Raw genomic sequence first — 23,904 nt, 5'->3', positions numbered from 1 at the left:
AACTCCGGAAGGCTTTTCGTTATGAAGAAACCGATTTATTTGGTGAGATTTCGGTACAAAATCCGGTACCCGTAAGGGTCCAGACTGACGTTCATCGTTCCGTTCTGGGTAGGCACCTTGTCGCCCGATAAGGCGTCCTTCCAGTCGTTCGTAACCATCGGGTGGGACAGCACTTGCGGCTTGTCGGTGTTGTTCATCCAGATCGTGAAATGAACCCGGCTGTCCATTCGCTCGTAAATAATGTTGGGATTGCCCGGTTCCGCCTTCAAAAAGCGGAAGCGGCCTTCGCGGAGCGCTTTGTTCTTTTTGCGCAGACCGATGAGCAGCTTGTAAAAATCGTACAGCTCGCGGTCCTGCTTCTTCGGATCCCACTCCATGCATTTACGGCAGTCCGGATCGCCGCCTCCGGTAAGGCCCACCTCGTCGCCGTAGAAGATGCATGGCGTCCCCATAAACGTGAACAGGAAGACGACGGCCAGCTTCATCCGGCGCTTGTCGTTGCCGACACGCGTCAAGAGGCGCGGCGTATCATGGCTGCACAGCATGTTGAACACCACTTCGTTCGTCTGCTGCGGATAGCGCATCAGAATCGTGCCCATTTTGTTGGCGAACGTCAGTCCGTCCATGCCGCCGTTGAAAAACTCCAGCACCTTGTCGGCAAAAGGGTAGTTCATGACAGAGTCGAACTGGTCGCCCACCAGCCAGGCCAGGGAATCGCTCCACACTTCTCCGACGATATAGGCGTCCGGATTGGCGTTTTTGACGACCATGCGGAAGTCCCGCCAAAAATGGTGATCGACCTCATTTGCCACGTCCAGCCTCCAGCCGTCCAGCTTGATTTCCTTGATCCAGTACTCGGCAACGTCCAGCAAATACTGCTTCACCTCGGGATTGGCCGTGTTGAACTTCGGCATATTGCCGAAGAAGCCGAACGTGTCATACGTGGCGATCCCGTTCTCAACCCGTGCCGGAAACTGGTTGATATGAAACCAATCGGCATATTTGGACTTTTCCCCATGCTTGAGGACGTCCTGGAACGGTGGAAACTGTTCGCTGCAGTGGTTGAACACGGCATCGAGCATGACGCGGATTCCTTTGCTGTGACAGGCTTCCACGACCTGCTTGAGCAGCTCATTGTCCCCAAAATGCGGATCAACCTGCTTATAGTCGACAATGTCGTATTTATGGTTCGACGGCGACTTGAACAAAGGTGTGAAATATATCGCATTAATGCCCAGATCGAGTAGGTCGTCCAAATGATCCAGGACGCCCTGCAGGTCGCCGCCGAAGAAATTGTCCGTTGTCGGCTGTCCTCCCCAAGGCTGTGTCCCTTTCGGATCATTGCTTGGATCCCCGTTCGCAAATCGTTCGGGCATAATTTGGTAAAAAATAGCATCCTTTGCCCAATCCGGCACCTTAAACACGTCGATCTCATGTATGTAAGAAAATTCGTAATAGCCGCCCGTCGGCGCCGGACAATTTCGGTACAGCCCGTTGTCGAGCATGTAAATCGTTTCTTTGCCGGAAGTGATCCGGAACGCATAGCTAAGACGCTTGTATTTAGGCAGCACGGCAGCTTCCCAATAATCGAACATATCGTCGGTCGCGGCTTTTTCCATCGTAATTTCAAAATAGGTCGAATCCCAGTCGTATTTGTCTCCGGTCATCGCAACCACCGTATCCACGTCGTTTCGTTTGGTGCGGACACGCAGATGTATCGTCTTCGGATCGTACGCATAGGCCCATTTGTCCCGGGGGACATGGTATAAAGCTTCCAGCAGCATGACTACACCTCCACTAAATATCTAGCTATTTAATACCTCATTCCCGGAATGATGAACCATGGCTGCCGCCTTAATCTGACGTTTCGGTGAACTTTTTGCGTAGGAGTCCCCAATGCGTGTAATTACATAATAAGAAGCTTTTCTTTCAAAGGGTGCAGGTTTTTGAAGGGATTTATGCATCGATATTAGGAAGGAGACGGGCTTTGAAACGGTAAATACATATTTATTCCGAAAAAGAGGGGGAGGTGACTAAAAGAAACAATAGAACTAGGAATAAATGGAATTAAACAGCTATAATCCGCATTATTCTGGCTATTTTGAAATGTATTGACCACTGTATGAAAATGTCATTGCATAATCATGCATTTTTATTGTATGATTAGAACCGTGGTTTTTCGGGCTGGGCCGGATACGGATCATGCCTTTGAACAACAATAAGTATCATTGAAATGGACAGGAGAGATAGATATGAAAAAATGGGGTATTCTAACGGCATGCATTCTGCTGGCAGGCTCCCTGCTTGCCGGATGCGGAAGCAAACCTTCGACTGAGGGCGGCACGGCAGCGGGCGAACAGCCGGCCAGCGGCAAGACAATCGTGCTTGGAACAAGCGCGGACTTCCCGCCGTACGAATTTCATAAAATGGTGAACGGCAAGGACCAAATCGTCGGATTCGATATCGAAATCGCCAAGGAAATCGCCAAAGACATGGGAGCGCAGCTTGAAGTCAAGGACATGAGCTTTGATGCGCTTCTCGGCGAGCTGTCCACCGGCCGCGTAGATTTTGTCATTTCCGGGCTTACACCAAACGAAGAACGCAAGAAACAAATCGATTTTTCGAACAACTACTATAAGGCGGAGCAGGCCGTTGTCGTCAGAGAGGCTGACAAAGACAAATACAGCACGATGAAAGCTCTGGAAGGAGCTTCGCTCGGCATTCAGAAGGGTTCGATCCAGGAGGACATCGCCAAGACGATTCCGGGGGCGAAGATCACCGGTCTGGGCAAAATTTCCGACATCGTGCTGCAGCTGAATTCGAACCGCGTGGATGCCTCCATCATGGAGAAGCCGGTTGCCGAAGCATACATCAAGAACGTCAATGGTCTGGTAATTGCGGATGCGGTTCCTGATTATAAGGAAGACGGCTACGCGATCGGGATCAAAAAAGGCAACACCGAGCTCGTGAACCAAATCAACAAAACGCTGGACCGTCTGAAATCCGAAAACAAGATTGAGCAGTACGTCGCCGAAGCGAGCGATTTGGCTGCACAGAAATAGAGGTTAAGCTGTCAGTTCTCATTTTATACATCGGATAAAAATAGCGAAGCGAATTCGCTATTTTTTCTGTTCAATGATGGGTACCTTGTTTCTAATATGTCCCGATCTGTTGTATACAGGGAAAGGATGGGACAGGCAGGTATGATGACAAAGGAGGTTCTTGGGTCTTTATGAATATGTTCTCCGTTTTTTGGGATTACCGGACGTATTTTGCGACAGGTATCCAGTATACACTGCTCCTGGCGGCCATTGGCGTCATATGCGGCTTCGTGCTGGGCATTATTATATCCTTGATGCGGATGTCCCGCTTGTGGCTGCCGAAGCTAATCGGTTCGGTATGGGTGGAAGTTCTCCGCGGTACCCCGATGGTTGTTCAGCTGTTTATTATTCACTACGGCCTTGTGGCCTTCGGGGTCAAATTTACGCCTATCGAGTCCGGTGCAATTACGCTGTCCATTAACAGCTCCGCGTACCTTGCGGAAGTGTTCCGTGCCGGAATCCAGGGGGTGGACCGGGGCCAGTCGGAAGCGGCCCGTTCCCTGGGAATGACGCGCAGCATGACGATGCGGTACATCGTGCTGCCCCAAGCTGTAAAAAGCGTGCTGCCGGCCATCGGCAATGAGTTTATTACGATTATCAAGGAATCATCCATCGTATCGTTTATCGGTGTCACCGACTTGATGTACCAGTCGGGGGCTATCCAAGGGATTACGTATGATTACCTCAGTCCGCTGCTGGTCATTGCAGCCATCTACTTCATTATGACGTTTACCTTATCCAAGCTGCTGGGGGCATTTGAAAGGAGGCTGAATACCGATGATCAGCGTTAAAGATTTGCGCAAATCGTTCGGCAAGCTGGAGATTCTGAAAGGGATCGACATCGACATCGCCAAAGGCGAGGTCGTCGTCGTGATCGGCCCCAGCGGCTCGGGAAAAAGTACCTTTCTCCGCTGTTTGAATCTGCTCGAAACCCCGACAGGGGGGCAGATCACGTTTGAAGGCGAGCCGATTACGGACAAACGCCATAACATCAATGCCACACGCGAAAAAATGGGCATGGTGTTCCAGCATTTCAATCTGTTCCCGCATAAATCGGTGCTGCAGAACCTCATGCTGGCCCCGGTTAAGGTGAAAAAGCAGCCGCCGGCCGAGGCGGAACGCATTGCCCTCGACCTGCTGCGCACGGTCGGATTATCCGACAAGAGGGATGCATATCCGTCCCAGCTGTCAGGCGGGCAGAAGCAGCGGATTGCCATCGCGCGGGCGCTGGCCATGCAGCCCCACGTCATGCTCTTTGACGAGCCGACTTCGGCGCTGGACCCGGAAATGGTCGGCGAGGTGCTGGAGGTCATGAAGAAGCTCGCAGAGGGAGGCATGACGATGGTCATCGTAACCCATGAAATGGGGTTTGCCCGGGAAGTCGGCGACCGGATCGTCTTTATGGACGGCGGACAAATCGTCGAGCAGGGGACGCCTGCAGAAGTATTTGGTAACCCGCAAAACAGCCGCACGAAAGATTTTCTGAGCAAGGTCCTTTGACAAAGAGCCTGCATCTACAAATGATAAAGCCCTGGACGAGAATATTACTCATCCAGGGCTTTTTATGTACCTTTTCATGAATAAATTGTTAAAATGAATGAAGATGTTGTAACTTTTTTAAAAGGAATTGAGCCGTTACTCCCTTGCTTAAGTCAGCTAACAACTCTAAATAAAGCCTGATAATTCAAGGGTTTTGGATTGGTAACATTTTCATGCGCACAGGTTACAAAATTGTGATATATTTGTTGAGCCGAAACTTTTAAGGTAAAGTGCGGGGGATGTAATTTGTGTACATAGTACGCTTGGGGTGAATCGCACCAACAGGGCGTAGGGTTGTCTCCTCAATCCGAATCCGACAGCTAACTTCGCAGGCATCACGACTTAAGGAGGAACCATGAAAAGATTTAAAGGAATCAAGACACTTGCAGCCATCATCGGCATTTCTCTGGCGGTACAAGCGGTACCCACGTTTGCGGACTCGGTCCATGTAGCGAAGGATGGAGACACCTTCTATACACTATCTAAACAATATGGTGTTAATTTGAATCAGCTAATGAATGCAAATCCGAACGTAGAAGCAACCAATATTTATCCAGGCCTGAAATTAAATGTTCCCGGAGCAAGCACAGCCAAGGCATTTGCCGCAGAGGACAGCGGCTCCATCATCACGGCAGCTTCCTTGAACGTCAATGGCGATGACAAAGTTGTGGAAGCATGGGGTAAAACCTTCAATTACTCCAAAACACTCGACGTCCGAGCTACGGCTTATTCTTCTGCCGCTAGCGAAAACGGCAAGTGGGGCGCAGTGGACTACTTCGGCAACCCGCTGAAGCTGGGAACGATCGCGGTTGACCCTTCCGTTATCCCGTTGGGAACGAAAGTGCTCGTTACCGGTCACAGCTTCCAAGGCCTTCCGAAGAAAGCCTTCGTAGCGACAGCTAAGGATACCGGCAGCGCGATTAAGGGTAAACGCATCGACATTTTCGTGCCGGGCAGCCCGGAAAGCGTTAGTGCCTTCGGGTTCCAGGACGTTGAGCTGTTTTTCATTAAATAGTCAATGCTATTCATAATAACACGGAAAAACCGGCTTTTGTACTCAAGCCGGTTTTTTTGTACGCTCAGCGCGTTACTTGTCTTTTGGAACGTGAAGTAACCTCGGCAGCGTGACAAATGAATAGCCTTTATTTTTCAAGGTCCGAATAATGTCCGGAAGGGCATCGATCGTACCACTGAGGTTGGACGTGGTTCCACCTCCCGCATGCTGAAGAATGATCGAGCCTTGCCCAACGGTGGACAGCACGTTGCGCTTGACCGCCTCCTTGCCGATTCCTTTCCAATCCAGCGAATCGACGTTCCAGTTTACGATTTTGTAGCCCTGCTGTTTGGCCCAGCGTAGTTGGCGTTCCGTGATGTCTCCATAAGGCGGCCTGATCAGCTTGGGCTTATAGCCGACGATGCCGTAAAGCGTGTTCTCCGTCCGCTTAATCTCGGCTACATATTCGTCCATCTCCAATTTGTGAAACACCGGATGATTATAGGAGTGGTTTCCGATCACATGTCCTTCACGGACGATGCGCTCGACCAGCTCGGGATGCTTCTTCGCCCGGCTGCCCATCACAAAAAAGGTGGCTTTAATATGATGGGCTTTGAGCACATCCAGGATCTGAGGAGTAAACCTGGGATCCGGCACGTCATCAAAGGTTAGGGCTACCTCTTTGACGCGCGGACCGTGAATTTTGAACGTTTCGGGATATTTTTTGATCAGCTGGCCGAGCGTAAGGATCTGCTGTTCCTTCCGCTTTTCTTTCGCCTCCCGGCTGCTGGTTTCCCGTGCAGGTTCGGAACCTGACGGATGTTCCGGGGGTTCACCGCCTTGAGCGGCGGCTGCCGGCCACCCGGACTGCCAAGGACAGATCAACAACAAGATCAGCAGGGAAGACAGCAATGTGCATAACAGCTTCTTTTTCATCCGTCTCGACTCCTTTCCACCGCGGACAAACAGCGAAAACATGATTATCCTTGTTATGTCCATAAGTTGATGCAATTATGTTGCTTTTAATCAGATGATGGGCCACATTTTCATATCGTTCGGCAAAGCGTGTATAATAGAACTGATGGATTACGGTCGCTGCACGTTGGCCGTAACCGCGAGGTATGGACATGAGCGGCGGCGCTGCAATCATATAACCCTGTTGTCATATAGGCTTAATCACATACACCATAAAGGAGACACGAAGCAATGGCAGATCTATTTACACCTTATGTACTTAAAGGATTATCTCTGAAAAACCGGATTGTTATGCCTCCGATGTGCCAATATTCGGTACAGGCTGAGGACGGGATCCCTAACAATTGGCATTATGTCCATTATGTATCCCGCGCAGTCGGCGGAGCCGGATTGATTATCGTAGAGATGACGGGGGTTCACCCCGACGGACGGATTACGAACCGAGATACGGGAATATGGGATGACGGGCAGATCCCTGCTTACCGCAAAATCGTCGACGAAGTGCACGCCTATGGCGCAAGGATCGGCATCCAGCTGGGCCATGCCGGCCGCAAGGCGGAGGACGCGAACCCGCCTGTAGCTCCATCGGCCATCCGTTTTGACGAGAAATATAAAATTCCGAGAGCTTTGTCCACCGAAGAGGCCCAGAGTTTGGTTACCGCCTATGGGGAAGCGGCCCGGCGCGCGGTGGAAGCCGGCTTTGATACCGTGGAGATACACGGCGCTCACGGCTATTTAATCCATCAGTTCCATTCTCCGCTGACCAACCGAAGAGACGATGCGTATGGAAAAGACCTGGCTTTGTTCGGAGAAGAAGTCGTTAAAGCCGTCAAGAAGGCGGTCCCTGAAGACATGCCTGTTCTGATGAGAGTGTCTGCCAAGGAGTACGTGGACGGCGGTTATGACGTCGATTACTGCGCGGAAATCTGCCAACGATACCGGGATGCGGGCGTGGACGTATTTCATATTTCCTCCGGCGGTGAAGGTCATATCGGATCGAACGGCGGACCGAAGGCCGGCTCGGGGTACCAGGTGGAATTGGCGGAGCAAATGAAGGCAAAGCTGGATGTGCCGGTAATCGCTGTCGGCCGCTTGGAAAATTACGAGGAAGCGCAGCAGGTGGTGCTGGAAGGAAAGGCGGATCTGGTCGCAGTCGGCAGAGGCATGCTGAAGGATCCTTACTGGGCGCTCCATGCTGCCCAAGAGCTGAACGGAGAACAGAAAATCCCGAAACAGTATTTGCGCGCTTTTTAACGAGGCATTGCGGAAATGAAGCTAATCAAGCATTCACAACAAAACGCTGGAGTCAGATCGGTCGGATCGGCTCCCGCGTTTTTTAAACGGTAAACATAGCCTTGAATGAAGGCTCGTTTCTGCTATATTATGGAAGATGAACAAAGCCGAAAAAAATTTTGGCGATTTTTGAAACGGTCCTAAAACTGCTGCGTAAAAGAGTATCAAGAAGAACACATTAACCTTTCAGGAGGAACAAGAAACCATGGCTATTTTCAAAAGACTGCGCGATTTAACAATGTCCAATATTAATGCGATTATCGATAAGGCAGAAGACCCGATCAAGATGACGGATCAGTATATCCGCGATATGACCGAAGATTTGGAAGATGCGGAGAAGGCTGTAGCCGCTCAAATCGCCATCGAGAAAAAATTCAAGCAGCTGTACGAAGAGCAGCAGGCGCTCGTTGAGAAGCGTACCCAGCAGGCACACACCGCAGCCCAGGCACAGAACGTTGAGCTGGCCCGCCGTGCGCTGGAAGAGAAAAAATCGGCTGAGCAGAAAATGAACGAATACAAAGCAAGCTACGACCAGAACAAGGCTTCGGCCGACAATCTCCGTGCCAAGCTTGAGGAAATGCGCAAGCAGCTCACCGAAATGAAGAACAAAAGAGAGACGCTGGTAGCCCGCTACAATGCGGCCAAAGCGCAAACCGAAATCAACAAGGCGATGAACGGCTTCAGCACCGATTCTGCGACGAACGGCATGAAGCGGATGGAAGAGAAGATGCTGCAGATGGAGGCGCAAGCCGAGGCCAGCAACGAAATGTCCGCCAAAGGAAAATCGCTCGACGATGAGTTCGAACAGCTCGGCAAGGACAAAGAAGTTGAAGATGAGCTGGCAGCGCTCATGAAGCAGTACGAGAACAAATAATCTGCCATAAACCGGGTATGATGAATAGCGAAGGGGAACATTTGTCATATTTCTCCTTCGCTTTTATTATGTATGAGTGAGACGTTGAGAAGATGTGGAGGCTAAGGTAGATGGATTTTAATATCATTAAAGGGATTCTGGTATGGACAGGTTCCGGGGCGATCCTGCTCTTTATTTTGATGTTTGTGGATTCGCTGTTTACCAAGTACAAAGATTTTGAAGAAGTGAAGGCGGGCAACATGGCGGTCACCTCGCGCCTGGTCATCAAGCTGCTGTCCCAGGGTTACATTCTGTCCGTTTCGATTCGGACCTCGAATAACCTGCTGGAAGCGCTGGTTGTATCGATCGTCTCCTTCTTGATCTTACTCGTGCTGGAAGCGATCGTGCGCGTCTTGATGAGATGGTGGGCAAAGCTTGATCTGGATACAGGTACACAGCAGGGCAAAGTGGGTTACGGCCTGTTTGCCGGTACGATCCATTTGGTGGGCGCCCTCATCATTACCGCCTGCCTGTAGCACGACCCCAATATATATTAAAGTTTGATTACCTAAGGAGTTATAGCATATGAGTGTATTTAAAAGAATCGGCAACCTGTTTGCCAAGCCGGAACCGCCGAAACCGGAGAAAAGCATGCTGGCGCTGATGCCGGGAGATATTTGCGAGGTATCGCTGGTCACGTACGAAGTCATCGGACGGGTGCACAACCGGGGAAGAAACGCCGTTCTGCTCACGCTCCGGGACGGGAACACGATCGCTTACCTTCATATTGAAGAGCGCGAGACCGTGGAGTATGAATTGTACGCTCCCATCGACGGCCGGCTTGATAACCCTGCCGAAGTACCAACCGAAATCGAACTGGACGACCGGGTTTACTATATGGAAGAAGAATACATCGGTCATGTGTTGATTCAAGGCAAAACCCCGTTTACGCAAGGGGGAGAGCAGCATGTATGGCAGTACCAATCCGACGATTATCATCTGCTGCGGATCGAGTGGCAGAACGGACGCTTTATGCTGTATGAAGGAGAGAAAGTAATCCCAGGTGATGTGAAAGTCATCCGGGCCAATTAGAGGTGGGGCACATGATGGGTAAGAAGAGAAGCAGGTTTCTCGGCCTGAAGCTTCTGCTTGTCGCCAGCCTTGTGCTGTCTCTGCTGACCGGATGCGGCATCGGCTCGCCAAACGTCAAGGAGACATATCCGCTGGAGTCGGTGAACCGCGACGGTAACGCTACGTCGTATGTGTACCGGGCCGCAGACAAGACGGTTCCCGAGGTTGCGAAGGAGCTGACGGACGAGAAGAAGCCCGACCAGATGTCGCCGGAAGATGCCGACCGGATGTTCCTGGTGTACGGTAACGAATGGTACCATCTGCAGAAAGATACCGCCAAGCCAAGCGATACGCTGATTGAAATCGACTCGCAGCAGTATGTGCAGCGGAATTACGATTCAAGCTTTCTTCAGGGATATCTGACGGCCGCGCTCATCGGACAACTCTTTGATTCGTTCGGCGGCGGAGGCTCCTACCGTGGATATACGAGCCGGGACATTTATCAGCCGAAGCAGGGAACGTACCACACGCCGACGACCAATGATAAAAAAGTGGCGCCGCCGCTGACGGTTGAGAAGAAGGGCTCGATTCTCCGCCGCGGCAAAAACAGCGACACAAATCCGAGCGTCGGTTCCGGCGGCAGCATCTTTGACCGGAAGAAAGATACGACGACGCCAAGCAGGGGCAGCATATCCAGAGGCGGCAGCAGCGGTTCCAGCATCTTTGATTCTCCGAAGCGGTCGTATACGAAACCGAAAACCCGGGTCGGATCGGGCAAGATCACAAGGCGCAGGTGACGCTGGCCACAAGCGAATATCCTGATGCCGTATTCACGACGGACGAAAACGCACGAAGCATGGATTCGTGCGTTTTTTTGTGTCATGATAGAGGGAGACATTCAGCTACGGAAGGATGATACATAATGGATCAGACACGAACCGATTACGATAAATTTCACCGGAAGCCGATGCAGGTCAAGGATGCCCAAAGGCTGATCGCCGGGTATGTCGAGCCAGGCGCTGTAGAAACGGTACCGCTGGCGGAGAGCGTCGGGCGCTTTCTGGCCGAGCCCGTTACCGCCCCGCATCCGTTTCCGCGGTTCCGCCGCTCCGGAATGGACGGGTACGCGATATGTTCCGCCGACACCGCTTCTTGCAGCTCGGACGATCCGGTCTGGCTGGAAGTCATCGACGAGATTCCTTGCGGCAGCGTGTCCAGCCAAGTGATCCGGCCGGGGACGGCTGCGCGGATCATGACGGGCGCCGAAGTGCCGGACGGCGCGGACGCCGTCGTCATGCTGGAGATGACGGAGCAGCGGGAAAAGGACGGACGTGCCCGGGTTGGACTGAAGCGAAAAATCCAGGAGGGGCAAAACATAACCCCGATCGGCCTGGAGGTTCAGGAAGGACAGCTGCTGCTTAGCCCGGGGACCCGTATTTCGGCCGGGGAAATCTCGGTGCTGGCGACATTCGGCATTCCCCGTGTCCCGGTGTACCGCAAGCCGCGGATCGCGATTTTCTCGACGGGGTCGGAGCTGCTGTCCGTCGAAGAGCCGCTGCAGCCGGGTAAAATCCGCAACAGCAACACGTACATGCTCGCGGCCCAGGTGCGGGAAGCGGGGGGCGAGCCCTTGATCCTGGACGCCATTATGGACGATTTGCAGCTGGCACAAGCACGGGTCGAGGAGGCTCTCCGGGATTACGATGCTGTCGTGACCAGCGGAGGTGTGTCGGTCGGCGACTACGACATTATGGGCGATCTCGTCCGCGGCGACGGGGTGGAGATGCTGTATAACAAAATCGCCATGCGTCCCGGCAGCGTCACGACGGCGGCCGTAAAAGACGGCAAACTGCTCTTTGCACTGTCCGGCAATCCTGGCGCCTGCTTCGTCGGCTTTGAGCTGTTCGTCCGGCCGACCATTCAGGGCATGATGGGGAGAAAGGATGCCTACCTTAAGGAGTGGACAGCCGTCCTGGACGTTGACTATACGAAGGTGAACGCCTTTACCCGCTACGTTCGCGGAAGAATGGAAGTCCGCGATGGATTGGTGTATGCCGTTCCGGCAGCGGTGGACGAATCGAGCGTTATGGTAACGATCAAGGACAGCGACTGCCTGATCGTTATCCCTCCCGCCAAGGCAGTCACACCGGCCGGATCCAAGGTGCAAATTTTGCTGCTTAAAGAGGGATCGAGATGAGCCGGCAAGAAGCGAAGCCGCCCGTCTGGCAAATCGTCGGGTATAAGAACAGCGGCAAGACGACGCTCGTCTGCAGTCTCGTCGAGTTGCTTGCGGCGAAGGGCGTACGGACAGCGGTGATTAAGCACGACGCCCACGATTTCGACATCGATCATCCGGGAACGGACTCGTACCGGCACCGGAAATCGGGGGCGGGTGCAGTCGCCCTAGTGTCCTCGCGGCGTACGGCCGTGATCGAGGAAGCGGAAACCGGGCTGGACGAGCTCATCGGGCGGTTTTCCGCATACGACATGATTTTAGTGGAGGGCTTCAAGCAGGCGGAGTACCCCAAACTCGTGATGGTCCGCAGCCAGGAAGACCATTCGCTCGTTTCCCAATTAACATCCGTAAATGCGATCGTCTCCTGGCTTACCGATGACAAGGTGAAGGGGAACATGGATGTGCAACCGGGTTCCGTTCCGGTATTTGGCGTCAATGACACCGGCCGGATCACGGAATGGCTGCTTCACCATAGTAAGCACGGTATGACGGAATGAACGGAAACTAACCGTTTGCAAAAAAACAGCACGCCCATCCTGATATACCGGATGCGGCAGTGCTGCTTTTTATTGTGACCGCGCCTAAAGCCGTTACGGTTCCAGCCTACGCTCAATCGCCTCGGACATCGTTTTGTCCGTGAGATGGGCGTACACCTCCGTCGTTTCGGTTGAGGCGTGGCCGAGCTGCTCCTTCGTTTTGTAAATATCGTTCTGCAAATAATAGTCGGTGGCGAAGGAATGCCGGAGCTTATGTACGGTGAGATAAGGCTTGCCGAAGCGCTTGGCATACTTGATGATCATCGCCTGGATCGCCCGTTTGGTCATGCGTCCGCCTTCCTGATGCCCGTTTGGAAGCGCTGCAAACAGCGCTTTTTCCCGCTTGGGCACCTTGTATCTGGACTGACGAAGGGTAAGGTACTGGGCCAAATCATCCCTGGCCTGCTCGCGGAAATAGACCGGGGTCTTGAACGTCTCGTCGTTATTGCCCTTCCGGTACACATACAGCATCTTGTTGTTCATGTCCAGATCATCGACATTCAGGTTAACGACCTCGGACACCCGAAGCCCCGAATTCAAAATCAGGCTGGCAATGCAGGCGTCGCGTTCCTTATTCAGCTCATGGGCGTAGAGCGCCTGCTTGTTATTGGCGACATCCTTGGCGTAGCCGTCCATAATATAACCGATAAACTCCAGCAGCTCGTCTTCCTCGAGGATCTTCCCTTTTAGTTTGGCGGCCGTGTCTTTCGGTTTGTGGATCCGTTTGATCTCCACTTTCGCCATAATGTTGCGCTTCAGGAGCGGATAAAAGTTGTCATCCTCGGCAATTTGGCTTAAGTAATGAAACAGGGAGCGCATGGAAGAAAGCTTGCGGGAGACGGTAATTTTGGAGTTGGCACTCTCCCGGCGGGTCGTTAAATACAAGCGGTAGCTGACGACGTCTTCCATCCGCAGCACCTCCAGCTCTTCCAGCGTTACCTTGCTGTTGTCCGGCGCAGCGGACAATCCTTCGGCCCGGAGCCAGTTGAAGAACGTTTCGTAATCCCGGATATATTCAAGCAAAGTGGATGGCGACAGATCAGGCAGCTTGTAATCGATAAATTGCTGGACGTACCAAGGCATGGTCAGCACTTTGTCGTCGAGCTTTTTCCGGTCTTGTTCCTTTTGAACGTTCATCGTCATCCCTCATCTTTCCTTTTCTTCGTATCTTTTTATAATAACACAATGGGCGAACAGATGTCCGCTTCAATTGCGTATATGTCAGGGAATCCGTCCGCGTATAACCTTGCCCGTCCGTTGACAAAGTTATATAGTGGAAATGAAGTCAGGATCGTGAACAGGAAAATAGGAAGGTGAAGTTATGGAGTTCAGGCTGGACCTGGTTCCGCACAAGCGTAGGCAAGTGATCTACAATTTGATGCAGCTGTATATGTACGATTTTTCCCGCTACCAGGATATCGTGGTGGACGATAACGGCAAATTTCCCGAATACCCGGGAATCGACGAGTACTGGCGCAGGGGAACCGGCAAGCATGCTTTTTTGATTTCTTACGACAAAGTGCCGGCCGGTTTTGCTCTGGTGGACCGGTTGTACGACCCGATCGAAGGCGACTTTTACATGACGGAGTTTTTTATTATGCAAAAATACCGCCGCACCGGCATGGGAACCTGGGCTGCGCAGGCGCTGTTCGATCGGTTTAAGGGCAGATGGAAGGTGACCCAGATCAAAAACAATCTGCCGGCTCAGGCCTTCTGGCGGAAAGTGATCGGCAGCTACACGAACGAGCGGTATTCGGAAAAAGTTCACCCGCAGTATGGCAATATCAGCCAATATTTCACCAGTTTATAGATGGAACTAAAGTTTGGTATTTGTAACCTTATGGGGACAGAGTCCCTGCGTTGGATTTTCTTTCAGTTTATTCCAGATGAATACATAGGCTCTCGTTGGCAGGGAAGCGAGCATTTCTTGAATCGGAGCGGGCCGGGGAGGAAGAACCGTCCATGCCAGCGGTTTGGCGGCCCTCCGTTTTGGGTAAACACTTCATATACTGCGTAAAAGTCACTTCGATCTATGAACGCATCCAATTATGAAACCAGGGAGGATTTCATTATGGAAAGACGGGCATTCGGCAAGACAGGCATGGAAGTGAGTATTTTGGGCTTTGGCGGCGCGGAGATCGGCAAGGAAACGGACCTTTCCAAAGTCGAGCAGCTGCTGGGCAGCGCGCTTGATGCGGGCCTGAACATGATCGATACGGCGGAGTGCTACGGAGACAGCGAGGAGCTGATCGGCAAAACGATGGCGAACCGCCGCAGCGAATATTATTTATTCACCAAGTGCGGACATGCTTCCGGCTTGGGTTATAAAGATTGGGACCCTGAGCTGCTCGAGAAAAGCATCGACCGCAGCCTGAAGCGGCTGCAGACCGATTACGTCGACTGCATCCATCTGCACAGCTGCTCGGAGGATGTGCTGAGACAGGGCGCGGTGATCGAGGTGCTGCAAAAGGCCAAGCAGCAGGGAAAGACGCGGTTTATCGGATACAGCGGCGATTCGATTGACGCATTGTATGCGGTGCAAACCGGCGTGTTTGACAGCTTGATGGTGTCGCTCAACATCGCCGACCAGGAAGTGATCGACCTGACGCTGCCCGAAGCCCGCATGCGGGGAATGGGGATCATCGCCAAGCGGCCGATCGCCAACGTAGCCTGGACTTACGACAAGCTCCCCGAGAACGCATACCCGTATAAATACTGGCAGCGGCTGAAGGAGCTGCAGTATGACTTTCTGCGGGACAACGAGCAGGCGGTGGCGGATGCCCTTCATTTTACGCTGGATACGCCCGGAGTGGATACCGCGATCGTGGGAACGAACAAACCCGGGCGCTGGTCGCAGAACGCTGAAATGCTTGCAAGCACGAGCCTGAGCCATGACAAGTACCAGGAGATCCGGGCGCGCTGGAAGGAAGTGGCCCCGCGGGACTGGGTGGGTCTGACGTAAAGTAGATCAGTATGACGTAAGGCGGTCAGGTTGAATGGAATCATGAAAAAGCACTACGAACTGGTATCATTTGCCCGATAGAGAAGGCTCCCTCTGGAACACTTCAAGTTCCGGAAGGGAGCCTTTTTTGCATGCCCGGAGACCGGGAGAACCACTCTTATTCAGCCTTTCCGAGCTTCGTTTCGCTAAATTGAAGACGGTACTGCCCTGGAGTCATTCCCTCAAGCTTTTTAAACATCCGGTTGAAATACGGCGGCTGATAGCCTACAGATTTGGCGATTTCATTCATTTTGAGGTCGGTCGTCAGCAGAAGCTTTTTGCAGCGGCCGATTTTGAGCGCCGTTAAATAATCAATGTAATTCGAGCCGGTCATTTGGCGGAACGCCTTGCTGAGATGCGACACGCTGACTCCGGCTTCCATGGCGAACGTCTCGAGGGAGATATCGCACATGTAATTGTCGTGAATGGTTGCCAGCACCTGGTCCACGATATCCTTCATGGCATGCTGGTAGCTCTTGGACAGCATGTCGATATACGGCCGAATTACCCGCTTACCGAACCACTGGATACACGCCTCAGCGTCCCTAAGCGTCCTCAGTTCTTCTTCCAGCTGGACGCCGTCAAAGAGGGCGTACGGGTTATGTCCCGACTGCAGCATGGACCGGTACAGGCTGCTCTTCAGGCGCATCAGTCCCTGGTGGACGACCCATTCCGGCGCGCCTTCATTTTTCAGAGCGGTCACGAACCGCTCCAGGATGTCGGCTGCCTCGCGTTCCAGCCCGAGGTTCAGTGTATGCGTAAATTCCTGCTCCAGATCGTACGGAAAATCGACTTCGGGATTCGCCTGCTCAAGCACGGCGGTTGCATCCAGCAGCTGGCTCTCCGACGTAAACGTGCGGTAGCTGAGCGCTTTGCGCGACTGTTCCAGCAGGTAAGGAATGTCCATCCACAGCGACGCCGGGCCGTTCACGACGATCGTCGACGGCATGCGCAGCACATGCTCCAGCGCACGGAGCATATCCCCGCCAAGCCGGAGCAATTCATCCCGCGCATCCATGGCGGAGGTTTCCGGAAATATCAGCACCGCGGCAATCGAACCGTCGAGCAAATCGAGCGTATGCACATAGGCGGCCGATGCTTCCGACATTTCGCCGACGATGTTGATGGCCGCGTAGGTGATGAGCTGGCTGTCCTTTTCCGTCAGGGGAGCCTTGTGACCGTCAAGTCCGTGCAGCTGGCAGACCGCGACCGAAAACAGGCAGCCTGTCACGTCGAGCTGCAGGGCGCGAAGCTTTTCGATCATTTCCGTCTCCGATAAATGGGCGGCTTGTCCCAGCACAAACTGGTTGATCAGCGCTTCCCTGACTTTGGGAGTGGATTGATCCAGCCGGCTCTGCAGCGACTCGTTGGCAAACCGGTACTGCTGCCATTTTGCCTCAATGTAGGCCATTTCGTCGGACGGGTCGGCGTCTTCATCCGTTTTGCCGTCCCTGACCAGATCCATGACTTTGCGGAACGGCTGGTAGAAGCGGTTGGACGCAAACCAGCTAAGCCCGAGCGCGGCGATGAGAGAGAGGATCCAGTAGACGACCACCACATGCGTATACGCACTGTTGGGCGCGGTGACTTTGGATGACGGGGTACCCGTCACAAAGGTCCAGATCCGGTTCATTTTTTCAAAAGAAACCGCATTCATGAGGAACTGCTCATGATCCGCACGGATTTGAAAGCGCGACTGGCTGTCATACGTGCGCTTGGTCGAGCCGAGCTGTTCCATGATCCGCGGCAGTAGCTCGGGATACGATTTGGCGGCATCCGACTGACCAATGACCACGTCGCTGCCATCGAGAACATAGGCGGCCTGGTCGGGGGTCACGTTCAATTGGAGCATGGCCGGGTTGACGTAGAGGACGAGCGCCCCGTATGAGGTTTGGCCGTTAAAAGGCAGCTTCATGACGATCGCATGCTTGGAGCCGGTGCGCCCGAACGGCCGGGTGAGATGATTCGTCCAGAAAATGCCCTTATCCCCGTTCATGAGACTGTTCCAAACGGCACGATCCGCCGGATCGTCCAGTGTGCGCAGGCCGAGGACCGGCTGCAGCAGCACATTCTGTTTCGGTATGTACAAATAAGCCTGATCGATCAGCGATTCCCCGTTTTCGATCAGCGACATCGTCTCCAGCAGTTCCTGGGTCTTTTCGAACTCATCGACATAGTTCATGTCAGCGATCGCAGGCTTAAAGATGGGGTTGGCCATCATGTGCAGGGCGTATTGTACCAGCTGGGCGAACTGGCCGTCGATTCTGCGCACCGATTCCCGCAGCATGATCTCGTTATTTTGCTGATACTGCTGGATCAGGTACCGGTTGCCGACATACCCGCCAATGCAGCTGACGATCGTGATCGGAATACAGGTCAGCAGGATCGCAAGCGCGATGCTTCTCCAGTATACGGTCCCTTTCGATGCGAACCTTTTCGCCAAGTAGTCTCTCAACATGGTATCCACTCCTGCTCGTTTGCTTCCGTCCTGAATCTTGATCATGACGATAGTATGTCTATCATAACGAACGGCAGCGGGGTTGAATAGACCTGTAACCCATGAATTTCCGCCAGTCAAAAAAGTGCAATCCCCAGAAACGGACACGCGGAAATTATTGATCGCAAGCGGCCTCAGCAGCTTCGATTAAAGAATTGGGCATGACCATGGGTGTGGCGTCTGTTCTAACGGGAAAGAAAATCGAATTGCCGGAAATCCGGCCGCTCCCTAACATGATTCACATAAGCGGCCACAGGGCGGCAGGCTCATAACCTTCGGATGGATATCAACCCGGGCAGCAGCCAGCCATCCCGATTGCCGCGGACCGGCAAGCAGGGGACCGACATTTTTGACGAAAGAGAGGGAGCGCGATGAGCGAAACATCGATGGGCGGGCAGTCCGAGCGGCGATCCACCCCGGGGAAATCTGCCCCGCTAAGGGAGATCACGCTGAAGAAGCGGAGGCTGTGGCCGGATCTTCGGCGCGACAAGTATTTGTATTTACTGGCCATGCCAGGGCTGCTGTTTTTCATTATTTTTAAGTACATCCCCATTACGAATCTGGTCATTGGCTTCCAGGATTATTCCCCTTACCTTGGGATCATAGGCAGCAAGTGGGTCGGATTTGAGCACTTTGTCCGATTCTTCTCCAACCCCGACTTTTGGATGCTGCTCCGTAATACGCTTGGGATCAGCTTGATGAATCTGGTGTTCTTCTTCCCGGCTCCGATTATTTTGGCCCTGATGATGAACGAAGTGAGAAATCAGATCATGAAGCGGTCGGTTCAGTCGCTGATCTATATTCCGCATTTTCTGTCCTGGGTGCTGATTTACGGGCTGACGTATTTGATGTTCTCCCAGTCGGAAGGGCTGATCAACAAGCTGCTGGAGGCAAGCGGGAGGAGTACCGTCGATATTTTATCGAATCCGCATTATTTCTGGGGCATGCTGACGGTTCAGTCCATTTGGAAGGAAGTAGGGTGGGGTACGATCATCTTCCTCGCGGCGATTGCGGGCGTCGATCCCCAGCAGTATGAAGCGGCCGTAATGGACGGAGCCGGGCGGTTCCGCCGGATGTGGCACATTACGCTGCCCGCGATGCGCAATGTCATTATGATCCTGTTCATTTTGCGGCTCGGCACGATTATGGATACCGGCTTCGAGCAGGTGTACCTGATGATGAACGCGGCGGTGACGGAGGTGGCCGAAGTGTTCGATACCTATGTATACCGGGTCGGCATCCGCCAAGGCGAGTTCAGCTACAGCACGGCCATCGGCCTGTTCAAATCGGTCGTCGGCGTCGTCCTGGTCGTCCTTGCGAACAAGGCGGCTAAACGCCTGGGTCAAGACAGCTTGTATTAAGGTGAAACTTCGAAAGGAGAGTTGCAGCGGATGGAACTGTCCCTGACCTGGAAAGACCGCCTGTTCAGCCTGTCCAACGGCGGGCTGCTGATTCTGTTCAGCCTGGCCATGGTGTTTCCGATTTATTATACGATTGTGCTTTCGTTTACGGATCCGACAGAGTATTATACGAGGGATTTGATTTTGTGGCCGCATCACTGGTCGCTGGACGCGTACCGCTATCTGCTCGGCAACGGCTTGTTCGTCAATTCGGTGCTGATCAGCCTGTTTCTGGCAACTGTGGGCACGCTGCTGAGCCTGCTGGTGACCGGGGGACTGGCCTATGCCATCTCGGTCCGCCGGCTCCGGTTCCGCAGGACGATGATGGTCATGATCCTGATTACGTTTTTGTTTACGCCGGGACTTGTGCCGCTGTACATGGTGGTCCGAAACCTCGGCCTGATCGACAGCGTCTGGTCGCTGATGTTGCCGTCGCTGACGAGCGGCTGGTACGTGTTGCTGATGAAAGGCTTCTTCGACAGCATCCCGGACAGCCTGGAAGAGGCTGCGCGGATCGACGGCTGCACCGAAATCAGCGTGTTCTGGCGGATTATCATTCCGTTGTCGCTGCCGGCGGTGGTCGCTTTCGGGCTGTTTTTTGCGGTGGGGTACTGGAACACCTATTTCAACGCGATCATGTTCATTAATGAGCAGAACAAATGGCCGCTGCAGGTGCTCCTGCAAAATATGCTCGTCGATCCGACGACGATGGGCGGCGGCGAGAACGCCAATATCAGCGTTACCATGAACCGGCAGATGCCGACAGAGACGCTCAAAATGGCCGCGGTGGTCATTGCGACGGTTCCGATTATGCTCGTATATCCGTTCCTCCAGAAGCACTTCGCCAAAGGGGCGATGGTGGGCTCGGTCAAGGAATGAAGATATATAACAAGGTAAATCCAAGGGAGGTTATTCTCTATGAAAAGACAAGCAGAACAGAGAGCAAGGCAATGGTTCATCAAAACGCTCGTTGTGGCGGTGGGCACCAGCCTGCTGCTGTCCGCCTGCGGCGGCGGGGGGAAAAGCGGCTCGGCGGATTCTTCGGCCCCGACCAAGATACAGATGCAAACGCTGAATTACGCGACAGAGTTTATCGACAATACGAATCCGATCTGGAAGGAATTTGAGAAGCGCACGAACACGCAGCTGGATATTACCTGGCTGTCGCCGACAACGTCCGAGGAGAAGATCAATGTCATGCTGGCATCCGGCGATCTGCCGGAGGTGACGTTCGTGGAATCGCTGCTGAATCCGCAGCTGCAAAAAATGATAGGCCAAGGCGTGTTCTGGGATCTGACCCCGTTCATCAAGGATTACCCGAATCTGAGCCAGCCCGCGCTCGCCGAAATGTGGACGGATTCGAAGGTCGACGGCAAAAATTACAGCATTCCCCGCTATTACCCGAGCTATGGAGGAGGGGCGTTCCCAATTCTGCGCAAGGACTGGATGGACAAGCTGGCACTGCAGACCCCGACCACCATGGACCAATTTTTCGATGTGCTGAAGGCGTTCAAGGAGAAGGACCCGAACGGAAACGGCCAGGCGGACGAAATTCCGTATGCCGCCAACAGCGATACGATGGGCTTTGTGTACGGGGTGTTCAACGGCGTGCAGGGTGCCTGGAAGCTGAAGGACGACAAGCTGGTGCCGACGATTACGGAAGACGCGTCGCGGGATGCGCTCCTCTGGATCAAAAAAGCGTATGACGCCGGACTGTTCCCGAAAGATTTCGCGATCCTGAAGTACTCCCAGACGGTCGACCTGATCCGCGGCGGCAAATCGGGCGGCACGTCGCAGTCGATGAACCATGCCTGGGTGACGGGCTCCAAAATCAGGGAAGTGGTGCCGACGGCCGATTACATGCCGATCACCTATCTGCAAAACGCGGAAGGGGAAAAATATACGCCATCCGGATCGCCGTATTACGGCGTGTACCTGATCCCGAAAAAAGTGCCGGAAGCCAAGGTGAAGAAAATCCTTGAATTTTTCGATTACGCTTACGGCAAAGAAGGCAATGAGCTGGCAACTTACGGCATTGAGGGCGTCGACTATACGGTCGAGAACGGCCGCAAAATCCCGACGCCGCAGGCAGCCAAGGACCAGGTGGGCGACGGCAACATGAATAACCTGATCCACCTCATCAGCGACGATATGTCGATCGGAGCGGTCGGCATGCCGGATGACGTATACAACCGTAATGTGGAAATCGTCAATGAGCGCAAACAAATCAAAACACCAAACCCGGGCAACGAGCTGTACTCCGAAGCCTACAATAAATACTATCCGGAAATTTCGAAAAAAGTGAGCGATATGCGCACCAAAGTGATCATCGGCAAGGATACGATCGAAAACTACGACAAGCTCATCGAGCAGCTCCGCAGCGATCCGACGCTGAAACAGGTTGCGGATGAGATGACAGAGGCTTATCATAAAAAAATGGAAAGCAAGTAACCTCCAAATCCCATTCATGAGAGAGGCGAAACGATGAGTGTACTAAGCGTTCAAGGCAAGCAGTTTGTGTGGGACGGCGAGCCCATCCGCCTAGTTTCCGGGGCGATCCATTATTTTCGGGTCGTTCCCGAGTATTGGCGGGACCGGTTAATGAAGCTGAAGGCTTGTGGCTTTAACACGGTGGAGACCTATGTGGCCTGGAATATCCATGAGCCCAGAAAAGGGGAGTTCGTGTTCGATCACGGGGCGGATCTCGTCCGCTTCATCGAAACGGCCGGTGAACTCGGCCTGCATGTCATCGTAAGACCCAGCCCGTATATTTGCGCCGAATGGGAGTTCGGCGGTCTGCCCGCCTGGCTGCTCAAGGAACCGGGCATCCGGCTGCGCTGCAATGACCACCGGTATTTGGGCCACGTCGATGCTTATTATGACGTGCTGATTCCGAAGCTGGTTCCGCTGCTCAGCACGAACGGCGGGCCGATCATTGCGATGCAGATCGAGAACGAATACGGCAGCTACGGCAATGACAAGGCGTATCTGAACCATTTGAAGAAAGGGCTTACATCCCGCGATGTGGACGTGCTGCTGTTCACCTCGGACGGGCCGGGAGATTTTATGCTGCAGGGCGGCATGGTGGAGGGCGTGCTGGAGACGGTCAACTTCGGGTCCCGTGCGGTTGAAGCCTTTCAGGAACTGGAAGCCTATCAGCCGGACAAGCCGTATATGTGCATGGAGTTCTGGAACGGATGGTTTGACCATTGGGGCAAGCCGCATCATACCCGCGATGCGGCGGATGCTGCGCGCGTGTTCGAGGACATGCTGGCGGCCGGCGCTTCGGTCAACTTCTATATGTTCCACGGCGGGACTAACTTCGGCTTTTACAACGGCGCGAACTGCGGGGAAGAAGGGTACGCCCCGACCGTCACCAGCTATGATTACGATTCCCCGCTGAATGAATGGGGAGAGCCGACAGAGAAATTTTATGCGGTCCGGGACGTTCTGGCCAAGTACGTGGACCTGCCGGAACTGCAGCTTCCCGATCCGATCGAGCGGAAGAGCTACGGCGAGGTCCGCCTGACCGACCGGGTCGGCTTATTCGACTCGCTCTCCGACCTGTCTGACGCGGTGGAGCGGGCTGTGCCGGAAACGATGGAGCAGCTGGATCAGGACTACGGCTTTATCCTGTACACGACCTTCGTCTCCGGGCCGCGCGGCGAAGCCGACCTGATCCTGCAGGAGGTGCGGGACCGTGCACTCATTTTTGTCGACGGGGAGTACCGGGGCGTCGTGCAGCGCTGGGATGAGCAGCGCAGCCTGAAGCTGACGATTCCGGCTGGCGGCGCGAAGCTGCAAATTTTGGTAGAGAATCTCGGTAGGGTCAATTACGGGCCGTACATGCACGACCCGAAAGGGATTACCGAAGGGGTCCGGTTAGGCAACCAGTTTTTATTCGGATGGACGATCCACACGCTTCCGCTGAACAACCTGGACCAGCTGGCCTTTGTTCCGCATCTGAAGGAAGAAGATGCCGCCGGCTTGGATGCTGCAAGCCAGAATACCCCTACATTTTACAGAGGCACCTTTGAGGTAAGCGGAACCGCCGATACCTTCTTGGACGTCACAGGCTGGACAAAAGGCGTCGCTTATATTAACGGTTTTAACCTGGGCCGGTACTGGGAGGTTGGGCCGCAGTCCACGCTGTATATCCCGGCACCGCTGCTGCGCGAAGGCCGGAACGAAATCATACTGTTCGAGCTGCATGGTACGCGGCAGTCATCCGTCACGCTGGCGGATCAGGCAAAGCTGGGTTAAAGCGGACAAAGTTAATTCCTGCAAGAAAGAGCAGCATGACATGAACTTATCATATAGATCACGATCATCATCTTCGGAACGGAAAAAGGGAACGGCCTTAGGCGGCCGTTCCCTTTTTGATTATTGGTTAGCTCAATTCATTATG

Annotated in this window: 21 protein-coding genes and 1 riboswitch; of the genes, 17 read left to right on the top strand and 4 right to left on the bottom strand. The window is 53.5% G+C overall.

What is annotated here, in order from left to right; translation table 11 throughout:
* Positions 1-35: 35 nt before the first annotated feature.
* Positions 36-1,784, bottom strand: coding sequence for an alpha-glycosidase (locus tag ABIE48_RS18450; RefSeq protein ID WP_192715487.1), 1,749 nt, complete (start codon positions 1,782-1,784; stop codon positions 36-38).
* Between the two features lie 468 nt (positions 1,785-2,252).
* Between ABIE48_RS18450 and ABIE48_RS18445 the strand changes: the two genes are divergently transcribed.
* From ABIE48_RS18445 to ABIE48_RS18430, 4 genes are all read left to right on the top strand, one after another.
* Positions 2,253-3,062, top strand: coding sequence for a transporter substrate-binding domain-containing protein (locus ABIE48_RS18445; RefSeq protein ID WP_192715486.1), 810 nt, complete (start codon positions 2,253-2,255; stop codon positions 3,060-3,062).
* A 170-nt stretch (positions 3,063-3,232) separates the two neighbouring features.
* Positions 3,233-3,892 (top strand): amino acid ABC transporter permease, encoded by a 660-nt coding sequence (locus tag ABIE48_RS18440; RefSeq protein ID WP_192715485.1) that lies wholly within the window; start codon positions 3,233-3,235, stop codon positions 3,890-3,892.
* Positions 3,879-4,601, top strand: a complete 723-nt coding sequence (locus tag ABIE48_RS18435; RefSeq protein ID WP_192715484.1) for an amino acid ABC transporter ATP-binding protein — start codon at positions 3,879-3,881, stop codon at positions 4,599-4,601. Before ABIE48_RS18440 ends, ABIE48_RS18435 begins: the two co-directional genes overlap by 14 nt.
* A gap of 238 nt (positions 4,602-4,839) precedes the next feature.
* Positions 4,840-4,992, top strand: a riboswitch (cyclic di-AMP (ydaO/yuaA leader).
* Between the two features lie 3 nt (positions 4,993-4,995).
* A complete protein-coding gene (locus tag ABIE48_RS18430) occupies positions 4,996-5,655 on the top strand; it encodes a 3D domain-containing protein (protein ID WP_192715483.1) in 660 nt (219 codons plus the stop codon).
* A 72-nt stretch (positions 5,656-5,727) separates the two neighbouring features.
* Here the strand turns inward: ABIE48_RS18430 and ABIE48_RS18425 are convergent, their stop codons facing one another.
* Complete coding sequence (locus ABIE48_RS18425; RefSeq protein ID WP_145024272.1) at positions 5,728-6,570, bottom strand: polysaccharide deacetylase family protein; 843 nt, start codon at positions 6,568-6,570, stop codon at positions 5,728-5,730.
* A 270-nt stretch (positions 6,571-6,840) separates the two neighbouring features.
* On the opposite strand from ABIE48_RS18425, the gene ABIE48_RS18420 reads away from it, so the two are divergent.
* The 7 genes from ABIE48_RS18420 to mobB all read left to right on the top strand — a co-directional run bounded on the left by ABIE48_RS18420 (position 6,841) and on the right by mobB (position 12,559).
* The gene (locus ABIE48_RS18420; protein WP_192715482.1) at positions 6,841-7,863 is read left to right on the top strand and encodes an NADH:flavin oxidoreductase/NADH oxidase; all 1,023 of its coding nucleotides are present in this window, start codon (positions 6,841-6,843) and stop codon (positions 7,861-7,863) included.
* Between the two features lie 244 nt (positions 7,864-8,107).
* Positions 8,108-8,776, top strand: coding sequence for a PspA/IM30 family protein (locus tag ABIE48_RS18415; protein ID WP_089547862.1), 669 nt, complete (start codon positions 8,108-8,110; stop codon positions 8,774-8,776).
* Between the two features lie 110 nt (positions 8,777-8,886).
* Positions 8,887-9,291, top strand: a complete 405-nt coding sequence (locus ABIE48_RS18410) for a DUF350 domain-containing protein (protein WP_076171403.1) — start codon at positions 8,887-8,889, stop codon at positions 9,289-9,291.
* A gap of 49 nt (positions 9,292-9,340) precedes the next feature.
* The gene (locus ABIE48_RS18405) at positions 9,341-9,847 is read left to right on the top strand and encodes a DUF4178 domain-containing protein (protein ID WP_145024276.1); all 507 of its coding nucleotides are present in this window, start codon (positions 9,341-9,343) and stop codon (positions 9,845-9,847) included.
* Between the two features lie 14 nt (positions 9,848-9,861).
* Complete coding sequence (locus ABIE48_RS18400; RefSeq protein ID WP_145024278.1) at positions 9,862-10,623, top strand: DUF4247 domain-containing protein; 762 nt, start codon at positions 9,862-9,864, stop codon at positions 10,621-10,623.
* Positions 10,624-10,748: 125 nt separating this feature from the next.
* The gene (locus ABIE48_RS18395; RefSeq protein ID WP_192715481.1) at positions 10,749-12,023 is read left to right on the top strand and encodes a molybdopterin molybdotransferase MoeA; all 1,275 of its coding nucleotides are present in this window, start codon (positions 10,749-10,751) and stop codon (positions 12,021-12,023) included.
* Positions 12,020-12,559 carry a molybdopterin-guanine dinucleotide biosynthesis protein B gene (mobB, locus tag ABIE48_RS18390; RefSeq protein WP_192715480.1) on the top strand — a complete coding sequence of 180 codons (540 nt, stop codon included), beginning with the start codon at positions 12,020-12,022 and terminating at the stop codon, positions 12,557-12,559. Before ABIE48_RS18395 ends, mobB begins: the two co-directional genes overlap by 4 nt.
* Before the next feature lie 93 nt (positions 12,560-12,652).
* Here mobB and xerS read toward each other — a convergent pair whose 3' ends face one another.
* Entirely contained in the window at positions 12,653-13,735 is a 1,083-nt protein-coding gene (gene xerS, locus ABIE48_RS18385; RefSeq protein ID WP_192715479.1) for a tyrosine recombinase XerS, read from the bottom strand.
* A 184-nt stretch (positions 13,736-13,919) separates the two neighbouring features.
* Between xerS and ABIE48_RS18380 the strand changes: the two genes are divergently transcribed.
* On the top strand, positions 13,920-14,408 hold the full coding sequence (locus ABIE48_RS18380) for a GNAT family N-acetyltransferase (protein ID WP_192715478.1): 489 nt from the start codon (positions 13,920-13,922) through the stop codon (positions 14,406-14,408).
* Between the two features lie 261 nt (positions 14,409-14,669).
* Positions 14,670-15,560, top strand: coding sequence for an aldo/keto reductase (locus tag ABIE48_RS18375; protein WP_192715477.1), 891 nt, complete (start codon positions 14,670-14,672; stop codon positions 15,558-15,560).
* Positions 15,561-15,717: 157 nt separating this feature from the next.
* Here the strand turns inward: ABIE48_RS18375 and ABIE48_RS18370 are convergent, their stop codons facing one another.
* Positions 15,718-18,057 carry a helix-turn-helix transcriptional regulator gene (locus tag ABIE48_RS18370; protein WP_192715476.1) on the bottom strand — a complete coding sequence of 780 codons (2,340 nt, stop codon included), beginning with the start codon at positions 18,055-18,057 and terminating at the stop codon, positions 15,718-15,720.
* A gap of 410 nt (positions 18,058-18,467) precedes the next feature.
* Between ABIE48_RS18370 and ABIE48_RS18365 the strand changes: the two genes are divergently transcribed.
* From ABIE48_RS18365 to ABIE48_RS18350, 4 genes are read left to right on the top strand one after another with little or no spacing between them, the layout of a single operon-like run.
* Positions 18,468-19,457 (top strand): ABC transporter permease, encoded by a 990-nt coding sequence (locus tag ABIE48_RS18365; protein WP_354519451.1) that lies wholly within the window; start codon positions 18,468-18,470, stop codon positions 19,455-19,457.
* 30 nt (positions 19,458-19,487) lie between these two features.
* Positions 19,488-20,375, top strand: coding sequence for a carbohydrate ABC transporter permease (locus ABIE48_RS18360; protein WP_145024294.1), 888 nt, complete (start codon positions 19,488-19,490; stop codon positions 20,373-20,375).
* Positions 20,376-20,414: 39 nt separating this feature from the next.
* Entirely contained in the window at positions 20,415-21,947 is a 1,533-nt protein-coding gene (locus tag ABIE48_RS18355; protein WP_192715475.1) for an extracellular solute-binding protein, read from the top strand.
* Between the two features lie 33 nt (positions 21,948-21,980).
* Positions 21,981-23,759 carry a glycoside hydrolase family 35 protein gene (locus tag ABIE48_RS18350; RefSeq protein WP_192715474.1) on the top strand — a complete coding sequence of 593 codons (1,779 nt, stop codon included), beginning with the start codon at positions 21,981-21,983 and terminating at the stop codon, positions 23,757-23,759.
* Positions 23,760-23,904 lie beyond the last annotated feature (145 nt).

Origin of the sequence: Paenibacillus sp. OAE614, from assembly GCF_040546645.1 — a bacterium.
GTDB lineage: Bacteria > Bacillota > Bacilli > Paenibacillales > Paenibacillaceae > Paenibacillus_AQ > Paenibacillus_AQ favisporus.
Note: the sequence above shows the minus strand (reverse complement) of the source record. Positions and strands in the feature narration are given on the sequence as shown.

Excerpts from the sequence above, each read along its gene's own strand:
- ABIE48_RS18395 (WP_192715481.1), top strand. The coding sequence starts at position 10,749 with ATGGATCAGACACGAACCGATTACGATAAATTTCACCGGAAGCCGATG.
- ABIE48_RS18375 (WP_192715477.1), top strand. The coding sequence starts at position 14,670 with ATGGAAAGACGGGCATTCGGCAAGACAGGCATGGAAGTGAGTATTTTG.
- ABIE48_RS18420 (WP_192715482.1), top strand. The coding sequence starts at position 6,841 with ATGGCAGATCTATTTACACCTTATGTACTTAAAGGATTATCTCTGAAA.
- ABIE48_RS18445 (WP_192715486.1), top strand. The coding sequence starts at position 2,253 with ATGAAAAAATGGGGTATTCTAACGGCATGCATTCTGCTGGCAGGCTCC.
- ABIE48_RS18350 (WP_192715474.1), top strand. The coding sequence starts at position 21,981 with ATGAGTGTACTAAGCGTTCAAGGCAAGCAGTTTGTGTGGGACGGCGAG.
- ABIE48_RS18355 (WP_192715475.1), top strand. The coding sequence starts at position 20,415 with ATGAAAAGACAAGCAGAACAGAGAGCAAGGCAATGGTTCATCAAAACG.
- ABIE48_RS18405 (WP_145024276.1), top strand. The coding sequence starts at position 9,341 with ATGAGTGTATTTAAAAGAATCGGCAACCTGTTTGCCAAGCCGGAACCG.
- ABIE48_RS18370 (WP_192715476.1), bottom strand. The coding sequence starts at position 18,057 with ATGTTGAGAGACTACTTGGCGAAAAGGTTCGCATCGAAAGGGACCGTA.
- ABIE48_RS18450 (WP_192715487.1), bottom strand. The coding sequence starts at position 1,784 with ATGCTGCTGGAAGCTTTATACCATGTCCCCCGGGACAAATGGGCCTAT.
- ABIE48_RS18400 (WP_145024278.1), top strand. The coding sequence starts at position 9,862 with ATGGGTAAGAAGAGAAGCAGGTTTCTCGGCCTGAAGCTTCTGCTTGTC.
- ABIE48_RS18360 (WP_145024294.1), top strand. The coding sequence starts at position 19,488 with ATGGAACTGTCCCTGACCTGGAAAGACCGCCTGTTCAGCCTGTCCAAC.
- mobB (WP_192715480.1), top strand. The coding sequence starts at position 12,020 with ATGAGCCGGCAAGAAGCGAAGCCGCCCGTCTGGCAAATCGTCGGGTAT.
- ABIE48_RS18430 (WP_192715483.1), top strand. The coding sequence starts at position 4,996 with ATGAAAAGATTTAAAGGAATCAAGACACTTGCAGCCATCATCGGCATT.
- ABIE48_RS18380 (WP_192715478.1), top strand. The coding sequence starts at position 13,920 with ATGGAGTTCAGGCTGGACCTGGTTCCGCACAAGCGTAGGCAAGTGATC.
- ABIE48_RS18425 (WP_145024272.1), bottom strand. The coding sequence starts at position 6,570 with ATGAAAAAGAAGCTGTTATGCACATTGCTGTCTTCCCTGCTGATCTTG.
- xerS (WP_192715479.1), bottom strand. The coding sequence starts at position 13,735 with ATGAACGTTCAAAAGGAACAAGACCGGAAAAAGCTCGACGACAAAGTG.
- ABIE48_RS18440 (WP_192715485.1), top strand. The coding sequence starts at position 3,233 with ATGAATATGTTCTCCGTTTTTTGGGATTACCGGACGTATTTTGCGACA.
- ABIE48_RS18365 (WP_354519451.1), top strand. The coding sequence starts at position 18,468 with ATGAGCGAAACATCGATGGGCGGGCAGTCCGAGCGGCGATCCACCCCG.
- ABIE48_RS18435 (WP_192715484.1), top strand. The coding sequence starts at position 3,879 with ATGATCAGCGTTAAAGATTTGCGCAAATCGTTCGGCAAGCTGGAGATT.
- ABIE48_RS18415 (WP_089547862.1), top strand. The coding sequence starts at position 8,108 with ATGGCTATTTTCAAAAGACTGCGCGATTTAACAATGTCCAATATTAAT.
- ABIE48_RS18410 (WP_076171403.1), top strand. The coding sequence starts at position 8,887 with ATGGATTTTAATATCATTAAAGGGATTCTGGTATGGACAGGTTCCGGG.